Origin of the sequence: Sphingomonas sp. S-NIH.Pt15_0812 (assembly GCF_003951315.1) — a bacterium.
Lineage (GTDB): Bacteria > Pseudomonadota > Alphaproteobacteria > Sphingomonadales > Sphingomonadaceae > Sphingomonas.
On sequence record NZ_QLJH01000002.1, the window covers coordinates 200088 to 220883 of the forward strand.

At 69.2% G+C, this 20796-nt stretch carries 22 protein-coding genes; 13 read left to right on the top strand and 9 right to left on the bottom strand.

What is annotated here, in order from left to right; all coding sequences use genetic code 11:
* The first annotated feature begins 9 nt into the window (after positions 1-9).
* Both BRX43_RS02270 and BRX43_RS02275 read left to right on the top strand, forming a co-directional pair.
* Positions 10-1308 carry a dicarboxylate/amino acid:cation symporter gene (locus BRX43_RS02270; RefSeq protein ID WP_125993200.1) on the top strand — a complete coding sequence of 433 codons (1299 nt, stop codon included), beginning with the start codon at positions 10-12 and terminating at the stop codon, positions 1306-1308.
* On the top strand, positions 1305-1823 hold the full coding sequence (locus BRX43_RS02275; protein WP_125993201.1) for a biliverdin-producing heme oxygenase: 519 nt from the start codon (positions 1305-1307) through the stop codon (positions 1821-1823). The genes BRX43_RS02270 and BRX43_RS02275 overlap by 4 nt, the downstream gene beginning before the upstream one ends.
* A gap of 4 nt (positions 1824-1827) precedes the next feature.
* On the opposite strand, the gene BRX43_RS02280 is transcribed toward BRX43_RS02275, so the two are convergent.
* Positions 1828-3969, bottom strand: a complete 2142-nt coding sequence (locus tag BRX43_RS02280) for a histidine kinase dimerization/phosphoacceptor domain -containing protein (RefSeq protein WP_125993202.1) — start codon at positions 3967-3969, stop codon at positions 1828-1830.
* Between the two features lie 154 nt (positions 3970-4123).
* On the opposite strand from BRX43_RS02280, the gene nhaA reads away from it, so the two are divergent.
* Entirely contained in the window at positions 4124-5527 is a 1404-nt protein-coding gene (gene nhaA / locus BRX43_RS02285; protein WP_125993203.1) for a Na+/H+ antiporter NhaA, read from the top strand.
* Here the strand turns inward: nhaA and BRX43_RS02290 are convergent.
* On the bottom strand, positions 5472-6548 hold the full coding sequence (locus tag BRX43_RS02290) for an endonuclease/exonuclease/phosphatase family protein (RefSeq protein ID WP_241214715.1): 1077 nt from the start codon (positions 6546-6548) through the stop codon (positions 5472-5474). The genes nhaA and BRX43_RS02290 overlap by 56 nt on opposite strands.
* A 138-nt stretch (positions 6549-6686) precedes the next feature.
* Here BRX43_RS02290 and BRX43_RS02295 point away from each other — a divergent pair, with 138 nt between their 5' ends.
* From BRX43_RS02295 to BRX43_RS02305, 3 genes are read left to right on the top strand one after another with little or no spacing between them, the layout of a single operon-like run.
* Positions 6687-7865, top strand: coding sequence for an HlyD family secretion protein (locus BRX43_RS02295; RefSeq protein WP_125993205.1), 1179 nt, complete (start codon positions 6687-6689; stop codon positions 7863-7865).
* 1 nt (position 7866) lies between these two features.
* Entirely contained in the window at positions 7867-9444 is a 1578-nt protein-coding gene (locus BRX43_RS02300) for an MDR family MFS transporter (protein WP_125993206.1), read from the top strand.
* Positions 9444-10916 (top strand): efflux transporter outer membrane subunit, encoded by a 1473-nt coding sequence (locus BRX43_RS02305; RefSeq protein ID WP_125993207.1) that lies wholly within the window; start codon positions 9444-9446, stop codon positions 10914-10916. Before BRX43_RS02300 ends, BRX43_RS02305 begins: the two co-directional genes overlap by 1 nt.
* A 21-nt stretch (positions 10917-10937) precedes the next feature.
* On the opposite strand, the gene BRX43_RS02310 is transcribed toward BRX43_RS02305, so the two are convergent.
* From BRX43_RS02310 to epsC, 3 genes are all read right to left on the bottom strand, one after another.
* A complete protein-coding gene (locus tag BRX43_RS02310; RefSeq protein WP_164523498.1) occupies positions 10938-11492 on the bottom strand; it encodes a TetR/AcrR family transcriptional regulator in 555 nt (184 codons plus the stop codon).
* 93 nt (positions 11493-11585) lie between these two features.
* The gene (locus BRX43_RS02315; protein WP_125993209.1) at positions 11586-11924 is read right to left on the bottom strand and encodes a DUF2794 domain-containing protein; all 339 of its coding nucleotides are present in this window, start codon (positions 11922-11924) and stop codon (positions 11586-11588) included.
* Complete coding sequence (gene epsC / locus BRX43_RS02320; protein ID WP_125993210.1) at positions 11924-12610, bottom strand: serine O-acetyltransferase EpsC; 687 nt, start codon at positions 12608-12610, stop codon at positions 11924-11926. Before epsC ends, BRX43_RS02315 begins: the two co-directional genes overlap by 1 nt.
* 172 nt (positions 12611-12782) lie before the next feature.
* Between epsC and BRX43_RS02325 the strand changes: the two genes are divergently transcribed.
* The 4 genes from BRX43_RS02325 to BRX43_RS02340 all read left to right on the top strand — a co-directional run bounded on the left by BRX43_RS02325 (position 12783) and on the right by BRX43_RS02340 (position 15744).
* The gene (locus tag BRX43_RS02325) at positions 12783-13550 is read left to right on the top strand and encodes a sulfite exporter TauE/SafE family protein (protein WP_125993211.1); all 768 of its coding nucleotides are present in this window, start codon (positions 12783-12785) and stop codon (positions 13548-13550) included.
* A 14-nt stretch (positions 13551-13564) separates the two neighbouring features.
* A complete protein-coding gene (locus BRX43_RS02330) occupies positions 13565-14467 on the top strand; it encodes a hydrogen peroxide-inducible genes activator (RefSeq protein WP_125993212.1) in 903 nt (300 codons plus the stop codon).
* Positions 14467-15012 carry a fasciclin domain-containing protein gene (locus BRX43_RS02335; protein ID WP_125993213.1) on the top strand — a complete coding sequence of 182 codons (546 nt, stop codon included), beginning with the start codon at positions 14467-14469 and terminating at the stop codon, positions 15010-15012. Before BRX43_RS02330 ends, BRX43_RS02335 begins: the two co-directional genes overlap by 1 nt.
* A gap of 102 nt (positions 15013-15114) precedes the next feature.
* On the top strand, positions 15115-15744 hold the full coding sequence (locus BRX43_RS02340) for a fasciclin domain-containing protein (RefSeq protein WP_125993214.1): 630 nt from the start codon (positions 15115-15117) through the stop codon (positions 15742-15744).
* 40 nt (positions 15745-15784) lie between these two features.
* Here BRX43_RS02340 and BRX43_RS02345 read toward each other — a convergent pair whose 3' ends face one another.
* Genes BRX43_RS02345 through pgsA form a run of 3 tightly spaced genes read right to left on the bottom strand, consistent with a single transcriptional unit; the run spans position 15785 to position 17039 of the window.
* Positions 15785-16240, bottom strand: coding sequence for a molybdenum cofactor biosynthesis protein MoaE (locus BRX43_RS02345; RefSeq protein WP_125993215.1), 456 nt, complete (start codon positions 16238-16240; stop codon positions 15785-15787).
* Positions 16237-16488, bottom strand: a complete 252-nt coding sequence (gene moaD, locus BRX43_RS02350; RefSeq protein WP_125993216.1) for a molybdopterin converting factor subunit 1 — start codon at positions 16486-16488, stop codon at positions 16237-16239. Before moaD ends, BRX43_RS02345 begins: the two co-directional genes overlap by 4 nt.
* Positions 16488-17039, bottom strand: coding sequence for a CDP-diacylglycerol--glycerol-3-phosphate 3-phosphatidyltransferase (pgsA, locus tag BRX43_RS02355; protein WP_125993217.1), 552 nt, complete (start codon positions 17037-17039; stop codon positions 16488-16490). The genes moaD and pgsA overlap by 1 nt, the downstream gene beginning before the upstream one ends.
* A gap of 145 nt (positions 17040-17184) precedes the next feature.
* Between pgsA and BRX43_RS02360 the strand changes: the two genes are divergently transcribed.
* Complete coding sequence (locus BRX43_RS02360; RefSeq protein WP_125993218.1) at positions 17185-18474, top strand: MFS transporter; 1290 nt, start codon at positions 17185-17187, stop codon at positions 18472-18474.
* A 30-nt stretch (positions 18475-18504) separates the two neighbouring features.
* Here BRX43_RS02360 and BRX43_RS20155 read toward each other — a convergent pair whose 3' ends face one another.
* Complete coding sequence (locus BRX43_RS20155) at positions 18505-18675, bottom strand: hypothetical protein (protein ID WP_164523499.1); 171 nt, start codon at positions 18673-18675, stop codon at positions 18505-18507.
* A gap of 313 nt (positions 18676-18988) precedes the next feature.
* Here BRX43_RS20155 and BRX43_RS02365 point away from each other — a divergent pair, with 313 nt between their 5' ends.
* Complete coding sequence (locus tag BRX43_RS02365) at positions 18989-19636, top strand: PEPxxWA-CTERM sorting domain-containing protein (protein WP_125993219.1); 648 nt, start codon at positions 18989-18991, stop codon at positions 19634-19636.
* A gap of 77 nt (positions 19637-19713) precedes the next feature.
* The gene (locus BRX43_RS02370) at positions 19714-20787 is read left to right on the top strand and encodes a PA0069 family radical SAM protein (protein WP_125993220.1); all 1074 of its coding nucleotides are present in this window, start codon (positions 19714-19716) and stop codon (positions 20785-20787) included.
* The last annotated feature ends 9 nt before the right edge of the window (positions 20788-20796 follow it).

Consider the following 20796-nt stretch of genomic DNA (forward strand, 5'->3'; position numbering starts at 1 on the left):
AGCGGCGCCATGAAACTTCCATCCTTCAGCGTCCAGGTGTTCCTGGGCATGGCCGTCGGGCTGGTGCTCGGCGTCTGGGCGCGCGCGCTCGGTGCCGAGAGCGGGCTGGCCGAGGGGCTGCGGATCATCGGCGAGATCTTCGTGCAGCTCCTCCGCGCGCTGGTCGTGCCGCTGGTCTTCACCGCCATCGTCGCCTCGATCGCCGCGCTGCGCGACCTGGGCAATGCCGCGCGCCTCGTCGCCAGTACCTTGATCTGGTTCGCCATCACCGCATTGATCGCGGTCAGCATCGGGCTGGTGCTCGCCACCGTCATCGCGCCCGGCGCCCATGCCGGGGTCGATGCGGCGGCGGCGGTGCGGCCGGCCACGACCGGCTCCTGGCTCGACTTCCTGCGCGGGCTGGTGCCGGCGAACATCCTGGGCCTCGCCGCCTCGACCAGGCTGACGGACGGGGTGGCGACCACCAGCCTGTCGTTCAACATCCTCCAGATCATCGTCGTCGCCATCGCGATCGGCATCGCCGCCGTCCGCGTGGGCGCGCAGGGCGAGGCGTTCCTGGCGTTCAACGCCGCCGCGCTCGCCATCTTCCGCCGCGTGCTGCGCTGGATCGTGCGGCTGACCCCGATCGGCACCGCCGGGCTGCTCGGCCATGCCGTGGTGCAATATGGCTGGCAGTCGCTGTCCGCGCTCGGCGCCTTCGCCGGTGCCGTCTATATCGGTCTCGCGCTGGTGCTGCTGGTCGTCTATCCGCTGCTGTTGCGCGCCAACGGCCTGTCGGTCGGGCGCTTCTTCGCCGCCGCCTGGCCCGCGATCCAGCTCGGCTTCGTCTCGCGCTCCTCGATCGCCACCCTGCCCGTCACCGAGGCGGCGGTGGAGCGGATCGGCGTGCCGCGCGAATATGCCGCCTTCGCCGTCCCTTTCGCCGCGACCACCAAGATGGACGGCTGCGCCGCCGTCTATCCGGCGGTGGCGGCGCTGTTCGTCGCGCAATATTACGGCATCCCGCTCCACGCCGCCGATTATCTGCTGGTCGTGCTGGTGTCGGTGATCGGATCGGCGGCCACCGCCGGGCTGACCGGCGCGCTGGTGATGCTGACGCTGACGCTGACCACGCTCGGCCTGCCGCTGGAGGGCGCGGGGCTGTTGCTGGCGATCGACCCGATCCTCGACATGGGCCGCACCGCCGTCAACGTCGCCGGTCAGGCGCTGGTCCCGACGATCGTCGCGCGGCGGCAGGGGCTGATCCGCGACATCGCCGCCGGCCGGGACGATGCGGCGGGCGATCCGACGCTGTCGGCGGCGGCATGACCGCCGATCCCGGCTTCGTCCAGCGATTGCGCGCCGCGAGCGGCCCGGCCCATGACCGGGTCGATACCGCTTACGGCGCGTTCCGTCTGGACGATCGCGACGATTATGCCGCCTTCCTCACCGCCCATGCCCGCGCGCTGCCGGCGGTGGAGGCGGCCCTCGCCAATCATCCCGACCTGCCCTCCTGGCGGGAGCGGACCAGCCTGCTGGGCGGCGATCTGGCCGATCTGGGCTGGACGATGCCGACGCCTCTGCCCTTCGCGCCGGATGGCGATGCGGCGGCCTGGGGCGCGCTCTATGTGACGGAGGGTTCGCGGCTGGGCGGCACCCTGCTGGCGCGCTCCGTGGCGGCGGGATGGCCGAGCCGCTATCTGGGGGCCCGCCACCTGCCGGGTGAATGGCGCGCGCTGCTCGCCGCGATCGAGACCAGGGCGGCGGACGCCTCGCCGGAATGGCAGGCGGCGGCGGTGGCGGGCGCAATGGCCTGTTTCGCGCTCTACGAACGCGCCGCCTGATCGATCAGGCCGCGATCGGCGCGGTCATCACCACGCGCAGGCCGGGCGCATTGTCCTCCATCTCCAGCTCGCCGCCCAACTGCTGGACCATCGCCAGCATCATCCGGCTGCCGAACCCGGTTCCGCCCACCGTCTGCTTGCCGTTCCCCTCGTCCGCGACGATCAGCCGCAGGCGGCTATGGTGCCGCTCCAGGGCGATGGCGATCGGCCCCATCGCGCCGGGATAGGCATATTTGGTCGCGTTGATGACCAGCTCGGTCAGGATCAGGCCGATCTTCACCGCCCGGTCGGTCGGAATCAGCACTGGCGCGAGATCGAGCGTCATCTGCCGCGCCCAGACCTCGCCCAGCGTCGCCTTCATGTCGGCCGTCAATTCGCCGATATAGCGGGACAGGTCGATCGTCTCGATCTGGTCGTCGCGGTAGAGCCGGCGATGCACCTGCGCCACTGCCGCCAGCCGCGCCTGTGCTTCGCCCAGCTGGTCGGCCACCGCGCCGGGGCCGGCGGCGCGCGCCTGCATCGACAGGAAGGCCGCGACCAGTTGCAGGCTGTTCTGGATGCGGTGGTCGACCTCCTTCATCAGCAGGTCCTTCTGCTGGAGGAGAACGTCCTTCGCCGCGACCGTCCGGTTCAGCTCGCCGTTCAGTTCGCGCAGGCGCCGACCGCGATCGGCATCGAGGAGCGTGCGGCCCAGGCGGCGCGCCGACTCGATCTCTTCCAGCGTCCAATGCCGCGACCGACCCCGCACCTCTTCGCGCCACGTCTCGAACGAGGCGCGCGGCGTCAGCGTCTCGCCATGCGTCAGCGCCACCGACTTGTGCGGATTGCCCGCCCATTCGATCTCCTCTGGCTGTTCGGCGCGGAACCAGAGCAGCATCCCCGGCCCCTCCGGCTGCGGCAGGGCGAGCAGCCCGCTCGCTTCGGCGAAATGCGCGGCGGCCGGCAGATAGGCGGCGCCGAGCATGTGCGAGGAAAACGGCTCGCCCCCTTGCTGCCGCAGCCAGTCGACCAGATCGCGGAGGAATGCGTCGGGCGGGCATCGTCCCTCCCGCACCAGCACGGTCCTGCCCTCGACAAGGGCCAGGCCATCGCCACCCAGCAGCTCGCGTAGCTCGCGCCGGGTGTGCGACACCGCCTCGGCCAGGCTCGGCGCACTGGACAACCGGGGGGCGATGGCATCTTCCAGCCCACGCAGACCCAACCGCTCGCGATAGGTTTCCGCCTCTTCCTTCGCGCGGATCTGGCGCGACAGGCTGCCCGCCAGCACGGTCGCCCCGGCGCGGATATCGGCGGGCAGGCTGTGCGGCGTGCGATGGTGGCAGGCGATCAGCCCCCACAGCAGGCCGCCCTTGACGATCGAGATGGAGGCGGAGGCCTGCACGCCCATGTTGCGCAGGTAGCGGAGGTGGATGGGCGACACGCTGCGCACCGCCACGTCGCTCAGGTCGCTGTCCTGCCACAGGGCCGGGCGGATCGGCGCGGCCTCGTAATCCACGTCCGGGATCACCCGCGCGCGGTTGCGCACATAGAGCGCACGCGCCTGGCGCGGAATGTCGGAGGCGGGGAAATGATGATGCAGGAAGGGCGACAGCGCCGGATCGCGATCCTCCGCCACCACGCGACCCGCATCGTCGTCCAGGAAGCGATAGACCATCACCCGGTCGAAGCCGGTCAGCGCGCGAAAGGCGGTGGCGGCGCGGGCGCAGAGCGCGTTGAGATCGCCCGCCCGCTCGAAGCCGATCGCGAAATTCTCCAGCAACGCCAGCATCTCGCCCGAGCTGAGCGGTGCGTCGGCGGCGCGTTCCAGCTCGACCAGCAGCCGGTCTCCGGCACGGTGCAGCGCCACGTCGTAGCGGTGGCCGTCCAGCCCCGTCACCGGCGTGCCGGGCAGGCTGCTCGAGCCGACCGGCATGGGATCGAACCGACCCTGCACATCCTGCCCGAGCAGGTCGACCACCGACCGCCCCAGCCAGTCGGCGGCCAGCACCGACTCGATCGGTCCAGCCCCGGCGACCACCAGGTCGCTCGCGATCTCCGCTACCAGCAACAGACCATGCGGCTGGATCGAGCCGGGAATGTGAATCGGTTCCCGGTCACAGGCGGACAAATCCGCACCGGGGTCCGTCGAAAGGAGATGGGAAGCCATGCCAATCCTGATACTAGACCCCAAGGCTTGTACGCATTGCCCTGAAAACGCAAATGCTTTGGGCGTTTACCTAATTTCGCTCAAGACGGTCGCGGGGAACATGCGCCCGACCTGAACCGTATGCTCGGGACAGTCGAACGAGCACGGACCCCTTATGGCCCTTTCCCCCCGGCTATATGGCCGCGTCGCCGCCCGGGCGCACCACTCCCCCGCCGCCGCCGTGCTGCGCAAGATCGAACCCTTTTTCGCGATCGGTCAGGTTTCCGGCGGCCCCTTGCTGATCGCGTCGATCGTCGCGATGGTGATCGTCAATTCCTCGCTCGGGGCCGATTATATCCGGCTCTGGGACCGGCCGGTGCGGGTCAGCTATGGCGCCTGGGCGGTGGCACGGCCGGCGGCGGAGTGGATCAACGACGCGCTGATGCCGCTCTTCTTCCTGATCATCGGCACCGAGGTGAAGCGCGAGTTCGTCAAGGGATCGCTATCGTCGCTGCGCACCGCCATCTTCCCGGTCGCCGGCGCGATCGGCGGGCTGGTCGTGCCGGTCGCCTTCTACCTCGTGTTCAATCTCGGCACCGACACGCAGCATGGCTGGGGCATCGTCGCGGCGATGGACACCGCGTTCAGCCTGGCGATCGTGGCGATGTTCACCACCCGCCTGCCCACCGCCGTTCGGGGGGTGCTGCTCGCCTTCGCCGCGATCGACGACGTGTTCGGGCTGCTGGTCATCGCGCTCGCCTATACCGCCGAAATCCACTGGCCGTTCCTGCTGCTCGCCGGCTTCGGCTATCTGGGCATCGTCGGACTGTTGCGGCTGCGCTGGGTGGCGCCCATCCCCTATGTGCTGCTGGGGCTGGTGGTGTGGATCGGGGTATTCGGATCGGGCATCCACCCGACCATCGCCGGGGTCGCGGTCGGGCTGTTGCTGCCGACCAGCTCGCGCCTGTCGCCGCGCCGCTTCGCGGAGCGGGTGCAACGGCCGGTTGACCAGTTGCGCCGTGCCCAGGCGGCGGCCGAGCAGGCCCCCGATGCCGAGGCGGCAGAGGGACATAACGAACGGGCCGAGCAGCGGCTGGGCTATATCCACGAAATGGCGGCGGCGACCGACGAGGCGGCGGAGCGGCTGGTCCGCATCCTGACCCCCTGGGTGTCCTATATCGTGCTGCCGCTGTTCGCCCTGTCCAATGTCCGCATCCATTTCTCCGCCCAACTGATCGGCGGCGCGCTGCATTCGCCGCTGGTGCTGGGGGTCGTGGTGGGGCTGGCGCTGGGCAAGCCGATCGGCTTCGTGGCGGCGACCTGGGCGGCGACGCGCACCGGCCAGGCTGCATTGCCGGAGGGTGTCACCTGGCGGATGGTGCTGGGGATCGGCGCGCTGGCGGGGATCGGCTTCACCATCTCGCTGTTCATCGCCGACCTAGCCTTTGCCGATGCCGAGCATACCGAGCTGGCCTCGCTCGGCATCCTCGCCGCCTCGCTGCTGTCGGGCGTGTTCGGCTATCTCACCCTGTGGCGGGCCGCTTCGCCGCATCCGGCGTCCAGCGCAGGCGATAGGTGACGCGGAAGCCGTCATGATCGGAGAGCTGCGGCAGGCCGTCCGCCCCGTCGAACATCGCCTCCACCCGCACCGGGCGGACCGCGACCAGGGCCCCGTCATGGAAAAGCTGGAGATCCTCGGTATCCAGCCAGGGGGCGTCGCCGTCCCACGACATGCGCACGTCGCACAGCGCGCGGTTCGCCTCGCAATATTGATGCACTAGCGTGAAGTTACGGGACGTACTGCGGAACCGGTCGAACCGCTCGGTCGAGCCGCGCATGTTGAAATCGCCGCCCAGGATCGCCGGCGCCCCCGCTTGCGCCGAGGCGTCGATGAAGTGGGCGAGCTGCCCGACCTGCAACCGGTGCGCCTCGCCGTTGCGTTTGGCCGGCACGCGCGATGCGCCCTGGGAGTTCAGATGCGTGTCGAACAGGTCGATCGGCTGCGGCACGCCGGGAATGGTGATCCGGGCATGGACCATCCCCTTGTTGCTCAGGCAGTCCAGCCCAGCGCAGCGATGCTTGCCGAACGGCTCCGCATCATGCGCGACGATCGGATAGCGGCTGAGGATCGCCAGCCCCGATCCGACCAGGTGCATGCCCGTCTCGCCCTTCTTCCAGCGGAACGGACCGGCCATCGCGGGCGTACCGGCCATGCGCTTGCGCTGGGTGCGCGACGGGCCGACGATCATGTTCGGATAGCCCATCGCCTGGACCGCGCGCACGGCGGCGGCGCTGAACATCTCCTGGATCAGCACCACATCGGGAGCCCGCCCCTCGCGCCGCAGCCGTGCCAGCGTCTCGCCGATCTGCGCCAGCGAGGCGCCGCGACCGCGGCGCGCCGGCCAGCCCAGCCCCTCGATATTGAAGGTCAGCACGTCCAGCTGCACCTCTGCCGTCGTTGCGTCGGCGGAACGGATCGGCTGGGGCACCGGCGCGTTCTGCGCGTCGGCGATCCTGGGCGGGGGCAGATGGGTGCATCCGGCGGCGGTGGACAGGACGGCGAACAGGGCCAGGCGGGATGGAAACGAACGATAGGACACGGAGGTGATCGCTACCCGACCCATGGCCGCAAACAAAGGGTTGTGCCTTGCGAAAATCGCTAACCGGACATATTGTCCGGTTAAGACGGACATCATCGCGCCCCGCTGGACCGGGCGCACGACAATCGAGGCGAATAGATGGCGGACTCGCAGCATGAGAGCGACGATCGGCAGCCGGACGACAACACCACGACGACCGACCAGGACGGCAAGCCCAAGCGCAAGCTGAGCGGTCGCGCCAAGCTAATCCTGTTGCTGGTCGCGCTGGCGGTGGTGATCCTGGGCGCGCTGTGGTTCGTGCGCTACCAGACGCATGGCAAGTATCAGGAGGAGACGAACGACGCGCGCATCCAGGCGGATGCGGTGACGATCGCCCCGCGCGTGACCGGCTATGTCGAGGCGCTGCTGGTCGGCGACAACCAGGACGTGAAGCAGGGCCAGCCGCTGGTCCGCATCAACCCGCGCGATTACCGTGCGCAGGTGGCGCAGGCCGATGCGCAGATCGCGGTCGCCGCCGCGCAGGCGGACAGCGCCCGCGCGCAGATCCGCGAACAATATGCGACGATCGAGCAGACCGCCGCGCAACTGGCGGCGGCGCGGACCAAGGCCGCCTATGACGCCAGTGAGGTCGCGCGCTATGCCCCGCTGGCGGCGAGCGGCGCCGAGACCCGCGAGCGGCTGGCACAACTGCGCACCACCGCCGCGCAATCCGCCGCCGACGTGCGCGCCCGCGAAGCCGCGCTCGCTCTCCAGCAGCGCCGGGTCGCCTCGATCGAATCCCAGGTCCGCCAGGCGCGTGCGCAGGGCCAGGCCGCCGAGGCGCAGCGCAGCGCCGCCGATGTCGACCTGACCGCGACGATGCTCCGCGCGCCGATCGCCGGCCGGGTGGGCGACAAGACCGTCACGGTCGGCCAGTTCGTCAGCGCCGGCACGCGGCTCATGTCGCTGGTGCCGCTCGACAAGCTCTATGTCGTGGCGAACTTCAAGGAGACGCAGCTCGCCCTGATGCGGGTCGGCCAGCCGGCGACGATCAAGGTCGATGCGCTGGACGGCACCGAACTGGTCGGCCGGGTCGAGAGCCTGTCGCCGGGGACCGGCGCGCAATTCTCGCTGCTGCCGCCGCAGAATGCGACCGGCAACTTCACCAAGATCACCCAGCGCGTGCCGGTGCGGATCGCGCTGGACGCGACGCCGGCGGTGCGGGCGCTGCTCGTCCCCGGCCTGTCGGTGACGGTGACGGTCGACACGATCGGCGCCAAGGGCGACCTGAAGCGGATCCGCGACCAGCAGGACCAGCTCGACCAGCGGGCGCACTGACATGGCGACCGCCGCCCCTGCCCGCCCGGCGCGCGCCTCGGCCCCCGCACGCGTGCCGGAACGCGCGGACGCCAGCGCCTGGCTGGCGGTCGCGGCGGGCACGATCGGCGCGCTGATGGCGACGCTGGACATTTCGATCGTCAACTCGTCGCTGCCGACCATCCAGGGCGAGATCGGCGCCAGCGGGACCGAGGGCACCTGGATCGCCACCGCCTATCTGGTGGCCGAGATCGTCATCATCCCGATGTCGGCCTGGCTGACCCGGCTGCTCGGCCTGCGCACCTTCCTGCTCGTCGCGGCGGGGCTGTTCACCGGCTTCTCGGTGCTGTGCGGCCTGTCGACGACGCTGACGATGATGATCATCGGCCGGGTCGGCCAGGGCTTCACCGGCGGCGCGATGATCCCGACCGCGCAGACGATCATCGCGCAGCGCCTGCCCCGGTCGCAACAGCCGGTCGGCATCGCGCTGTTCGGCATGACCGCGATCCTGGGGCCGGTGATCGGCCCGCTGATCGGCGGCTGGCTGACCGAGAATGTCAGCTGGCACTACGCTTTCTTCCTCAACGTGCCGATCTGTGCGCTGCTGGTGATCCTGCTGCTCGTCGGCCTGCCGCACGAACGCTCGCGGCTCGACCTGATCGGCGAGGCGGACTGGCTGGGCATCCTCGGCCTGGCGCTGGGCCTGGGCGGCCTGACCGTCTTCCTGGAGGAGGGGCAGCGCGAGCAATGGTTCTCGTCCGAGCTGATCCGCTACATGGCGCTGGTGACGCTGTTCGGCTTCGCGCTGCTGTTCGTCGGGCAGGTGCGTGCGCGGCGGCCGATCATCAAGCTGTCGCTGCTGCTCGACCGCCAGTTCGGCGCGGTGGCGATGATGGGCGTGGTGCTGGGCATCGTGCTCTACGGCACCTCCTATGCCATCCCCCAGTTCCTGGCGACGGTGGCCGATTACAATGCGCTGCAATCGGGCAAGATCGTGCTGCTGTCGGGCATTCCCAGCCTGATCATGATCGCGATGACGCCGTACCTGCTGCGCCATGTCGATATCCGCGTCGCGGTCGGCTTCGGCCTGACCATCATGGGCGTCTCGGCGCTGCTCGACACGACGCTGACCCTGGTGTCGGACGGATCGAGCTTCGTCGACTCGCAGCTGCTGCGCGGCGTCGGCCAGATCCTGGGCATGTTGTTCCTCAGCCAGGCGGCGATCCGCTCGGTCCCGGCGGCGGATGCGGGCGACGCGTCCGGCCTGTTCAACGCGATGCGCAATCTGGGCGGCAGCTTCGCGCTCGCCGGCATCGCGATCATCCAGGACACGCGCATGTACTTCCATTCGCGCCGGATCGAGGAGACGCTGAACGCCAACGCCGTGTCGGTACAGGACTATGTCGGCGGGATCTCGCGCCAGTTCGGCGGCACCTCGACCGCGCTGCGCGTGATCGGCCAGCAGGTCCAGGCACAGGCGCTGGTCATGACCTATAACGACATCTTCTGGATCATGGGCATGGGCACCTTCGCCGTGCTGCCCCTGGTCCTGTTCCTCCGCCCCCTGCCCAAGGACGCCGCACCCGCGGCGACGCACTGATGAAGATTTTGCCGCTCCTGCCGCTTGTCGGCCTGCTCGCCGCCTGCACCGTCGGGCCCGATTATGCCGGGCCGCCCGCCACCGCGTCCGACGCCGCCGCGCGCGGCCGCTTCGTCCGCGCGAGCGACCCCGCCTTCACGCCGGCGCCGGGCCTGGCGCGCTGGTGGGAGACGCTGAACGACCCGACGCTGACCGCCCTGGTCGACGATGCGCTGGCGCATAACCCCAGCATCGACCAGGCGCAGGCGCGCATCCGCGAGGCGATGGCGCGGATCACGCAGCAGCGCAGCGGGCAATTGCCCGGCGTCAGCGCCAACGGCACGTACATCCATGCCGAGGTGCCCGGCATCGACCTGGACGGCAGTGGCAATAGCGGCGGCGGCAGTCAGGGCGATGGCGGTGGCTCGACCTCGCTGCAATTCTACAATCTCGGCCTCAATGTCGGCTGGGAAGCGGACATCTTCGGCGGCGGACGGCGCGGGATCGAGCAGACCCGCCGCACCGCCGAGGCACGCTTCGCCGACCTCGCCGACGCGCAGGTCAGCCTGTCGGCGCAGGTCGCGCAGGCCTATGTCTCGCTGCGCGACGTACAGCAGCGCATCCGCCTGAACCAGCAATCGACGGCGCTCCAGCAGCGCCAGCTCGCCCTGACCCGCCAGCGCTTCGACGCCGGCACCGCCTCGACGCTGGATGTCGAGCGGCTCCAGACCGCGCTGGAGACCAGCGAGGCGCAGGCCGTGCCGCTGGGCGCGCAACGCGACGAATATCTCGGCCAGATCGCGATCCTGACCGGCCGCGCGCCCGGTGCGCTCGACGCCACTCTGTCGACCGTCGTGCCCGTGCCGCTGCCGCCCGCGCAGGTGCCGGTCGGCGATCCGGCCATGCTGATCGCCAGCCGTCCCGACATCCGCTCCGCCGAGCGCCAGCTCGCCGCCGCCACCGCCGGCATCGGCGTCAGCAAGGCGCGCGAGCTGCCCGCCGTCCGGTTCCTGGGCTTGCTCGGACTGGGCGGCACCTCGCCGGGCGACATCTTCGACCTGGGAAAGCTGACCGCGCTTGGCGCGCCGACGCTCAGCTGGTCGTTCCTCGACTTCGGCAAGGCGCGCGCCGCCACCCACGTCTCGGAGGCGCAGCGCGACCAGGCGGAGGCCGGCTATCGCCAGAGCGTGCTCCAGGCATTGCAGGAGGCGGAGACGTCCCTGTCGCGCTTCGGCAATCTGCGTGTGCAGCTCGGCAACCTCGCCCGGGCCGAAGCGTCGGCGGCCCGCGCCGCCACGCTCAACGACCAGCGCGTCCGCGCCGGCACCAGCGCGACGATCGACCAGCTCGACATCGAGCGCCAGCGCCTGTCGGCCGCGATCGCGGTGGCGCAGGCCAAGGCGCAGCTGACCAACAGCTATATCGCCGTGCAGAAGAGCCTCGGGTTGGGCTGGACCCCGCCGCGTCCGGAGGGGGACGGAGCGGCGCGATGAGGTCGAGACTCATGTCCTCGGCTACGCCACCGAACGCGGCAACAGGCCATGGCGGAACAGCGCCAGCACTTCCACCAGCACCGCCTGCTTCTCCTCGCGCGACTGGTGCTTGAGCAGCAGGTTGCTGATCATGCGGATGACCAGCACCACCTGCCGCGTGCCGATCGAGCGGTCGAGTCGCCCCTCGTCATGCGCGCGCTCGACGATCGGGCGCAGCATGGTCGCCATGCGCTCGGCCAGCATCTCGAACTGGCGACGGCTGTCGGGGTCTAGCGGCAGGTCGAGCGCCAGCCGGTTGAACAGCGCCGTCGTCGGCGCGCCATCCAGCGCCATGGTGGCGATGGTGTCGTCCAGCGACCCGGCCGGATCAAGCCGCTCGCCGATCCGTCGCAATTCGCGCTCGAACACCGCCAGCACCAGCGCCATGCGATCCTTGAAGTTGCGATAGAGCGTGCCCCGCCCCACCCCGGCCGCCGCCGCGACATCCTCCAGCGCGACGCCATAGCCGGACTGGCGGAAACAGATCATCGCGGCATCCAGCAGCGCGTCGCGACGCGCCTGGGCGTCGCGCCTCATGACCGGTATTCGGAACGGACCATGTTCCGCTTCTACATTGGCGCTCATCGCGTTCAAACCACTCAACTTTTCATGCCGCGACCGGAACGGCGATCACTCCCCGTCGACCAGTTTCATCAATCGCCGCTCGACCGGCGCCAGCACCGGTCCCAGCTCATGCCCGCGCTTCAGCACCGCGCCCGCCTCGCCGATCAGCGCCCACATGCCCTGGCGATTCCGCAAGGCGGGTCGCTTCTCGATCCGGATCTCCGGCCGTTCGGCGGTGCGGCGAAAGGCGGAGAAGACCGCCGCGTCCCGGCCCAGTTCCAGCGCATAGTCACGCCAATGCCCCGCCGCGACCATCCGGCCATACAGGTCCAGGATGCGCGTCAGTTCGGCGCGTTCGAAGCCGACTTGCCCCGCGCCGTTCAGCGGAAAGGGAACGACCCCCATCAGGCCCGGTCGCGCTCGCCCTCGCCCTGCTGGTCGGCGAGCAGGGCATCGAGCCGGCGGCGGAGCTGTTCCACCTCGCAGCGGAGCAGTTCGGTGCGCTGCGTCACCGGATCGAAATTCTCCGAACAGGGCGTGCCATAGGGGACGAAGCGCGGCGTCTGCTGTCCGCCCTCGACCATCGTCGGGCGTGCCGGGATGCCGACCATCACCGCGCCCTCGGGCACGTCACGCGTCACCACCGCATTGGCGCCGACGCGCGAGCGCGGACCCAGCGTGATCGGGCCCAGCACCTGCGCGCCCGATCCGATGATCGCGCCGTTCATCACCGTCGGGTGGCGCTTGCCGGCGACGCCATTGTCGGGGCTGGTGCCGCCCAACGTCACGCATTGATAGATGGTCACGTCGTCGCCGATCTCCGCGGTCTCGCCGATGACGACAAATCCGTGGTCGATGAAGAAGTTGCGGCCGATCTTCGCGCCGGGATGGATGTCGATCGCGGTCCAGGCCCGGGTCCAGTGGTTGACGATCCGCGCCAGCAGGAAGAAGCGCGCCTTGTACAGACGATGCGCGATGCGGTGTCCGGCCAGCGCCCAAACGCCTGGATAGGTCAGGATTTCCAGCCGGCTGTGGGGCGCAGGATCGCGCGCCCGGATCGAATCGATATAGGATGCCAGTCGATTTGGCATAACAATCCCCTTGTCGCCGTGGCCGGCGCGTCAACCCTGGTCGAACGCATGATCTAGGCTTTGGGCCGCATGATTACCAGCAGGCCCACCGCGCCGGGATCGGTGGTCTAAAGTCTATCTACCTTGTGGATATTCGCGCGGCGCGGCAGGTTGAGCCCGCGAAAGGATCTTCATGCCCGACCTAGCGACGTTCGATTTTGCCCAGATTTGGCCCTTCATCCTGATCGGATTCGCCGCGCAGGTCGTCGACGGGGCGCTCGGCATGGCGTTCGGCGTGATCTCCAATACCGCGCTTCTGTGGATCGGCGTGCCGCCCGCCGCCGCCTCGGCCGGCGTGCATACGGTGGAGACCTTCACCACCGCCGTCTCCGGGATCAGCCATGTCCTGCATCGCAACGTCAACTGGCGGCTGTTCCTGCGGCTGATGATCCCAGGCGTGATCGGCGGCGTGCTGGGGGCCTATGTCCTCTCGAACATATCGGCGGCCACCGCCAAGCCGTTCATCCTCGCCTATCTGTCGGGGATCGGCGTCTATCTGCTCTACCGCGCGCTGCGCCACCCGCCCCAGCCCAAGGAGCCAAGGATCGTCGAGCCGCTGGGCCTGGCCGGCGGCTTCCTCGACGCGGCCGGCGGCGGCGGCTGGGGGCCGGTGGTGACATCCAACCTGCTGGTCCAGGGCGCGATGCCGCGCACCACGATCGGCACGGTCAACACCGCCGAATTCTTTCTGACCGCGACCATCTCCGCCACCTTCATCGCGCAGCTCGGCTGGGCGGCGGTGACGGTGGCGACGCTGGGGCTGCTGATCGGCGGCGTCGCGGCCGCGCCGTTCGGCGCGATGCTGGCCAAGAAAGTGCCCGCGCGGACGCTGCTGATCCTGGTCGGCGTGATATTGATCGTCACCAGCCTGTTCGGACTGTGGCGCGCGCTCGCCGGGTGAGATAGGCGGACATCATGGCCGCGACTTATCTGCCGACGCTCAAGCAGCTCCAATATCTGGTGGCATTGCACGACCATGGTCATTTCGGACGGGCGGCCGACGCCTGTTTCGTCACGCAGTCGACCTTGTCCGCAGGCTTGCGCGATCTCGAATCGCTGATCGGCGTCACCCTGGTCGAGCGGACCCGCCGCGTCGTCCGCTTCACCCCGATGGGCGAGCGATTCGTCGAAAAGGCGCGCCGCGTGCTGCGCGAGGCTGAGGAGCTGGGCGACCTGGCGCGGGCCGCCGGCCGGCCGCTGACCGGCGAGATGCGGATGAGCGTGATCCCGACCATCGCGCCCTTCATCCTGCCGCGCATGTTGCCGCGCCTGCGACAGGATTATCCCGACCTGAAGCTGTTCCTGCGGGAGGAGCCGAGCGCGGCGGCATGCGACGGCCTGCACAATGGCCGCACCGACTGCGTGCTGCTCGCCCTGCCCTATGCGTGCGGCGAGGTGGCGAGCGCGCCGCTGTTCGACGACCGGCTGTTCGTCGCCTTCCAGCAATCGGGCAGCGAACCGCCGCCCGCCGTCTATCCGGCGGCCGATATCGACGAGACGCGCCTGTTGATGCTGGAGGACGGGCATTGCCTGAAGGATCATGCGCTCGCCGCCTGCAACCGCCCGGAACTGCGCGCCGAGGCGACGATGATGGGTACCTCGCTCCACACGGTCGTGCAGATGGTCGATCATGGCCTGGGGCTGACGATCCTGCCGGAGATGGCGATCCAGGCGGGCATATTGGAGCATACCAGCATCGTCGCGCGACCGCTCGCCGCCGAACATGCGGTGCGGCGGATCGCGCTGGTCTGGCGACGCGCCTCGCCGCGCGAACCCGATTTCCGCCTGATGGCCGACGTGCTGGCGGCGACCTTCTGATGCGTCTTGCTCCACTGGCCCTGGCGCTGGCGCTGGCCGGCTGCGTCGCCCCGACCGCGTCACCGGTCGCCCCGCCCGTCACGCCGACCGCCCCCGAGCGGCGATCCCTCGCGCAGGAGATCGCGGCCACGCCGACCCTGCTCCACTTCGCGGCCGGCGTCCGCGCCAGCGGCACCCCCCGCCTCGCCGCCGCACAACCCGTGACGGTGATCGCGATGACCGACGATGCCTATGGCCGGCTCGCGCCCGAAGTGCCGGAGTCGCTGCTCGCCCCCGACAATCACGCCATGCTGGTGCGGCTGGTCGACTATCATATGGTCGAGGGCGCGATCGACCGGGCCGAACTGCGTCGTCGCGTGACGGCCGGCGGCGGCACCGCCGAGCTCGCGACCCTCGCGGGCGAGCCGATGGTCGTGACGCTGACCGGCGACGTGCCGACCCTGACCAATGCCGATGGGGACCATGCCTTCGTCACCGACGAGATCGTGCGCCCGAACGGCGTGCTGCTGCTCACCAACGGCTTTCTCGCGCCCCGAATGCCCTGATCCGCACGCTCCATCCCGGCCAGGGCGCGGGTCGTCGCAAGGGGAACCCATTGGCGGCTCGGGCGATGATAGGATAGATTTTCCACAGCGCCGGAGAGAAGAATGCGATATCCGACCTTGCTTGCACTGACCGTCGCCACGGCGTTCGCGCTGCCGGCCCTAGCGCAGCAGGCGGCCCCCGCCCAGCCGAACACCGCCTCTGCCACAACCGCCCCCGCCGCGACCGCATCGGGCCAAGCGGCACCCGCCGCCCAGGCGGCGCCCGCCACGCCGGCCGCGACCACCACCATCGCTGCCGCGCTGCCGACGCTCCCCAACCATAGCGCGCTGCTCCGCCTGGTCCGGGCCGCGAAGCTGGAGGCGTTGCTGTCCGGTCCCGGCCCGTACACGCTGCTCGCGCCGACCGACGAAGCGTTCGGCCGCCTGCCGCCAGGCACGATGGACGCCTTCCTGGCGCCGGCCAATATCGCCAGCCTGACGACGATCCTGAAGAATCACATCATCAACGGCGCGATGACGGCGGACCAGATCAAGGCGGCGATCACCGCCGGCGGCGGTCGCGCGACGCTGACCACGCTGTCGGGCCAGCCGATCGTCGCGACGCTGGAGAATGGCAACATCCTGCTGACCGATGCGGTCAACAACAAGAGCTATATCGACACGCCCGACCTGCGCGAGACGAATGGCGTCATCCATGTGACCAACGGCATCAGCCTGCCCAAGCTGGGCTGATCGATCGCGCCGCACCGGTTTCGACCGGCGCGGCGGCCTTCTAATCAGTCGACCAGCGCGCGGCGGCCGCTTCGTCGCCGTGCCGCGCCTCGACCCAGGTGGCGACGCCGCCGCGCACCTCCCGCTTCCAGAAGGGCGCATCGGTCTTCAGCCGGTCGATCAGATAGGCGCAGGCGTCCAGCGCCGCCGCCCGGTGCGCCGCCGTCGCCGCCACGAACACGATCCGCTCGCCCGCCCGCATCGGGCCGACCCTATGGACGATGGTCGCCGCGTGCAGCGCCCAGCGCGTCGTCGCCTGCTCGGCGAGCGAGCGGAGCGCCGCCTCGGTCGCGCCGGGATAATGTTCCAGTTCGAGCGTTTCGACGCCGTCATCGGTGCGGACCAGTCCGGTGAAGGTTGCGACCGCCCCCGCCCCGCCATCGTCCGGGCCCGCTTCCGCCAGCGCCATTTCCGCGGCGATGTCGATCGGCGCGGGATCGACCAGGATACGGATCATCCGCCCGTCACCGGCGGGAAGATCGCCACCTCGCGCGCGCCGAACAGGCTGGCGTCGAGCGGCACGAACTGCTGGTCCACCGCCGCGCGCAGCCGCGCCCGGTCGGCGAAGGCGGTACGATGCGCCTCGCTGTCCGCCGCCAGCCAGTCGAGCAGGTCGGCGACCGTGGCGACATGATCCGGAGGCATCACCCGCTCCTGGCTCCGGCCGATCGTCTCGCGCACCCAGGCGAAATAGAGCAGGTCCATCAATCCATATGCCTCAAGCCGACGCGCAGATAGTCCCAGCCGGTGATCGCGGTCAGCACCGCCGCGCCCCACAGGCTGACGAGGCCGACGCCATGGATCCACGCCGCCGACGGGATCGCCCCGCCCAGGATCAGCGCACCGAGCGCGACCAGTTGCAGCGTCGTCTTCCACTTGGCGAGCTTGGACACCGGCATCGAAACATGCAGCGGCGCCAGGAATTCGCGCAGCCCCGACACCGCGATCTCGCGCAGCAGGATGACCAGCGCCGCGATGATGTGCAGCCCGGCGATGTCGTGCGTGCCGACCAGCATCAGGATCACCGCCGCGACCATGATCTTGTCGGCGATCGGATCGAGGAAGATGCCCAGCCGCGACACCGCCCCGTTGGCGCGCGCCAGATAGCCGTCGAAATAATCGGTGATGCCCATCAGGCAGTAGAGCGCGAACGCGATGGCATAGCCCAGCGTCCATTGCGGCCACCACAACAGCCCGACGAGCAGCGGCACCGCGACGATTCGCGACAGGGTCAACAGGTTGGGCAAACTCAACACCGGCCCTCCCTATCGCGCGGCGACGCGATCGGAAACCGGAAAGCGGCAGCCGGCGCGCCAGCGGGTTCGGGGTTAAAGGATTGGCGCAACGCGATCCGCTCGGCTAGACCCGCGCGACCAGCAACGGCCGGGACGCTTCGTCGACATGATCAATGCCATGGGGTTGCTGAAGCAGCGCCGCTTCCTCCCCCTGTTCACGACTCAGTTCCTTGGTGCCTTCAACGACAATCTGTTCAAGACGTCGATGGTGCTGTTCGCCACCTATGCGGTGTTCAACGATCCCGGCAAGGAAGCGAATTTCAATGCGCTGGCGACCGGCATCGCCATCCTGCCCTTCTTCCTGCTTTCCGCCCTGGCGGGCCAGCTCGCCGACAGCCACGACAAGGCGCGGATCATCCGCATCGTGAAGACCGCCGAGATCGGCATCATGGCGATCGGCGCCGGCGGCCTGATGCTCGCCAAGGCGGGCCATACGCAGACCGGCATCGGGCTGATGCTGTTCGCGGTGCTGCTGCTCGGCACGCATTCCACCTTTTTCGGGCCGATCAAATACGCGATCCTGCCCCAGCATCTGCCGGCCGGCGACGTGCTGGGCGGCACCGGGCTGGTCGAGGCGGGCACCTATATCGCCGTCCTGCTCGGCACCGTGGTCGCCGGCTGGATCTCGATCGACGGAGCGGCGGCGATGGTGCTGTGCCTGTCGGCACTAGGCTGGCTGGTCGGGCGACAGGTGCCGCCGGCACCGCGCGTCGGGCCGCCGCTGGTGATCAACTACAATCCCTTCACCTCCTCGTGGCGACTGATCACCGCGACGCTGCACATCCCGCGCCTGTTCCTGGCGATCTGCGCGATCAGCTTCTTCTGGACGATCGGCGCGGTGCTGATCATCATCTTCCCGCCGTTGGTGAAGAATGTGCTGACCGCCGACGAGCGGGTGGCGAGCGCGGCGATCGCGATCTTCTCGGTCGGCGTGGCGATCGGCTCGGTCGTCATCAACACCATGCTCAAGGGGCGGATCTCCGCCCGCTATTCGCCCGCCTCGGTGGTCGCGATGGGCGTGTTCGTGGTGCTGTTCTCGCTGGCGGTGCGCCACTGGTCGGCGGCGCCGGCGGGCCATTATTACAGCCTGTCCGAATTCGTCGCGCAGCCAGGGGCGATCCCGGTCATGCTGGTGCTGCTCGCCATCGCGGTGACCGGCGGCATGTTCGTGGTGCCGCTCTACGCCTTCCTCACCACCACGGTGGAAAAGGACCAGACCGCGCGTACGGTGGCGGCCAACAATGTCGTCAATGCCGGTGCGATGACGCTGGGGTCGATCGCGGTGCTCGGCATCACGGCGATGGGCGTGACGCCGCAGGACATGCTGTTCCTGGTCGCCGGCATGTGCCTGGTCTCCGCCTGGCTGGCGCAGAAGCTGCACCGCGCCTGCGACTGATCGAGCGGGCGCCGTTCGCCCGCCGCCGTGTCAGAAGATGAAGCTGTAGAAACAGGTGAAGAAGGCCACGAAGCTGAGCACGAACAGCTTCCAGTCGCGATCCTGATCGTCGACCTCGGGCATCGCCGCCGGCGGCGGCGGCAGCGTCCGGCGGAAGGGATGACGAGCCGATTCGGCTGTGAGGACGAGGCGTCGTTTCATGGCCAAGTGTTAACGCCTTGTTTACGTTTTCGCCCAGTCCCAAACATGCTTAACAAATGTCCGCCCCATATCGGGACGTTCGGACGAAAGCGCAAAAATCCGGGCACCGGCCGTCCGGCGGCCCGACATCCTCTATAAAACCCGTAGATAAGGTTTCAGGCGACCGGCCATAGCGTCCGGGGCAACCCCGTACGATGCCCGCCGTGCGCAGGAGTCGGCGGCGAATGATGTCCCATGCGCGACGCCAGCGACCCGCGGCCAATCCGGGAGGATCGTGACGAGCGTCCTTGCGCCTTCATTCAAAGAATCACCGATGACCCGATTTGCCCGGCTGTCCCTGGCCGCCATACCGTTCCTCGCCCTCGCCGCCCCGTCCCAGGCGGCGGTGACGCTCACCACCACGCTCGGCAGCACCGCCAGCTTCGCGGCCCCCGCCGGCCTCGCCGTCACCTTCGACACGGAACTGCCCGATGGCGTCAGCCTGATGCTGACCGGCGCCGGCATCCTGTCCGGCAACAGCGCCAATGGCGCCACCCCCGGCTTCAGCGACGGCAGTGCCTATCTGTCGGTCCGCAAGGACGGCGTCGCCACCCTGATGTCCGACGTCGGCGTCTCGTCGGTGAGCTTCTTCATCGGCTCGATCGACAGCTACAACATGGTCGAGCTGCTCAGCACCACCGGTGCCCTGCTCGCCAGCTATAACGGCAGCAACTTGACGACCAGCGCCAATGGCAACACGCAGCAGGCGAACACCAATCGCCGCGTCACGGTCAAGGTCGATCCCAACGATCCGCTGATCGGCGGTATCCGCTTCAAGAGCGCCGGCAACTCGCTGGAGGTCGACAACATCGTATTCAGCGTGCCGGAGCCGTCGGTCTGGATGCTGATGCTGCTCGGCTTCGCGATGGTCGCGGGCGCGACCCGCTATCGCCGCGGCTCGACCCAGGTCGTCTTCGGCTGAACCGGACCCTTGGGGCCGCCTGTCGGGGGCGGCCTCATGTTCTTGCTACGTTCTGAAAAGCCGGGCATGATCCGGCCATGGCCAAGACCCGTCCGGTACGCGGTGCGACTCACAACCGCGAAAGCGACCGCTTCAACCTGCCGGTCCGCGCGATCGACGGGGACTGGCGGGATGCGCAGGCGCTGGTCGACGATCCGCCGCCGCCATTGCGCACCAGCGTGACGGTCGAGCGCCCGCGCACGATCATCAGCCGCAACGCCTCCCCCGACCTGCCCTTCGACCGGTCGATCAATCCCTATCGCGGCTGCGAACATGGCTGCATCTATTGCTTCGCCCGCCCCAGCCATGCCTTTCACGACCTGTCGCCCGGCCTGGATTTCGAAAGCCGGCTGTTCGCCAAGCCCGATGCCGCCGCGCTGCTGCGCGCCGAGCTGGCGAAACCGGGTTACGTCCCCAGGCCGATGGCGCTCGGCACCAACACCGATCCCTATCAGCCGATCGAGCGCGACTGGCGGATCACGCGGGCCGTGCTGGAGATGCTGGCGGAGACCGATCATCCGGTGACCATCACCACCAAGTCGGACCGGGTGGTCCGCGACATCGACCTGCTCGGCCCGATGGCGGCGAAGAGGCTGGCGGCGGTATGCCTCTCGATCACCTCGCTCGATCCCCGCCTGGCGGCGACGCTGGAGCCGCGCGCGCCGCATCCCGAACGGCGGCTGGCGGCGGTGCGGCGATTGGCGGAGGCGGGCATCCCCGTCTATGTCTCGATCGCGCCCGTGATCCCGGCCATCACCGATCATGAGGTCGAGGCGCTGATCGCCCGCGCGGCCGAGGCGGGGGCGGCGCACGCCTTCTTCCTGGCCATCCGCCTGCCGCATGAGGTCGCGCCGCTATTCCACGCCTGGCTGGAGGCGCATTTCCCTGACCGGGCGGGCAAGGTGATGGCGATCATCCGCTCGTTGCGCGATGGCCGCGACAATGATCCGAATTTCCACAGCCGGATGAAGGGCAGCGGCCCCTGGGCGGAGCTGCTCCGCACCCGCTTCCACATCGCCTGTCGCAAGCATGGCCTGAACCGTGAGCGGGTCGGGCTGCGCAGCGACCTGTTCCGTCCGCCGGCCGGCCCGCAAGGCGAGTTGTTCGGCTGATCGGGAGCA

What these genes read in the sequence shown, in the direction of transcription:
- BRX43_RS02345 (WP_125993215.1), bottom strand. Translation starts at nt 16,240, where the DNA reads ATGATCCGTATCCTGGTCGATCCCGCGCCGATCGACATCGCCGCGGAA.
- BRX43_RS02270 (WP_125993200.1), top strand. Translation starts at nt 10, where the DNA reads ATGAAACTTCCATCCTTCAGCGTCCAGGTGTTCCTGGGCATGGCCGTC.
- BRX43_RS02295 (WP_125993205.1), top strand. Translation starts at nt 6,687, where the DNA reads ATGGCGGACTCGCAGCATGAGAGCGACGATCGGCAGCCGGACGACAAC.
- BRX43_RS20155 (WP_164523499.1), bottom strand. Translation starts at nt 18,675, where the DNA reads ATGAAACGACGCCTCGTCCTCACAGCCGAATCGGCTCGTCATCCCTTC.
- nhaA (WP_125993203.1), top strand. Translation starts at nt 4,124, where the DNA reads ATGGCCCTTTCCCCCCGGCTATATGGCCGCGTCGCCGCCCGGGCGCAC.
- BRX43_RS02370 (WP_125993220.1), top strand. Translation starts at nt 19,714, where the DNA reads ATGGCCAAGACCCGTCCGGTACGCGGTGCGACTCACAACCGCGAAAGC.
- BRX43_RS02275 (WP_125993201.1), top strand. Translation starts at nt 1,305, where the DNA reads ATGACCGCCGATCCCGGCTTCGTCCAGCGATTGCGCGCCGCGAGCGGC.
- BRX43_RS02340 (WP_125993214.1), top strand. Translation starts at nt 15,115, where the DNA reads ATGCGATATCCGACCTTGCTTGCACTGACCGTCGCCACGGCGTTCGCG.
- BRX43_RS02335 (WP_125993213.1), top strand. Translation starts at nt 14,467, where the DNA reads ATGCGTCTTGCTCCACTGGCCCTGGCGCTGGCGCTGGCCGGCTGCGTC.
- BRX43_RS02315 (WP_125993209.1), bottom strand. Translation starts at nt 11,924, where the DNA reads ATGGGGGTCGTTCCCTTTCCGCTGAACGGCGCGGGGCAAGTCGGCTTC.
- BRX43_RS02330 (WP_125993212.1), top strand. Translation starts at nt 13,565, where the DNA reads ATGGCCGCGACTTATCTGCCGACGCTCAAGCAGCTCCAATATCTGGTG.
- BRX43_RS02305 (WP_125993207.1), top strand. Translation starts at nt 9,444, where the DNA reads ATGAAGATTTTGCCGCTCCTGCCGCTTGTCGGCCTGCTCGCCGCCTGC.
- epsC (WP_125993210.1), bottom strand. Translation starts at nt 12,610, where the DNA reads ATGCCAAATCGACTGGCATCCTATATCGATTCGATCCGGGCGCGCGAT.
- moaD (WP_125993216.1), bottom strand. Translation starts at nt 16,488, where the DNA reads ATGGACCTGCTCTATTTCGCCTGGGTGCGCGAGACGATCGGCCGGAGC.
- BRX43_RS02325 (WP_125993211.1), top strand. Translation starts at nt 12,783, where the DNA reads ATGCCCGACCTAGCGACGTTCGATTTTGCCCAGATTTGGCCCTTCATC.
- BRX43_RS02365 (WP_125993219.1), top strand. Translation starts at nt 18,989, where the DNA reads ATGACCCGATTTGCCCGGCTGTCCCTGGCCGCCATACCGTTCCTCGCC.
- BRX43_RS02280 (WP_125993202.1), bottom strand. Translation starts at nt 3,969, where the DNA reads ATGGCTTCCCATCTCCTTTCGACGGACCCCGGTGCGGATTTGTCCGCC.
- BRX43_RS02300 (WP_125993206.1), top strand. Translation starts at nt 7,867, where the DNA reads ATGGCGACCGCCGCCCCTGCCCGCCCGGCGCGCGCCTCGGCCCCCGCA.
- BRX43_RS02360 (WP_125993218.1), top strand. Translation starts at nt 17,185, where the DNA reads ATGATCAATGCCATGGGGTTGCTGAAGCAGCGCCGCTTCCTCCCCCTG.
- BRX43_RS02310 (WP_164523498.1), bottom strand. Translation starts at nt 11,492, where the DNA reads ATGAGGCGCGACGCCCAGGCGCGTCGCGACGCGCTGCTGGATGCCGCG.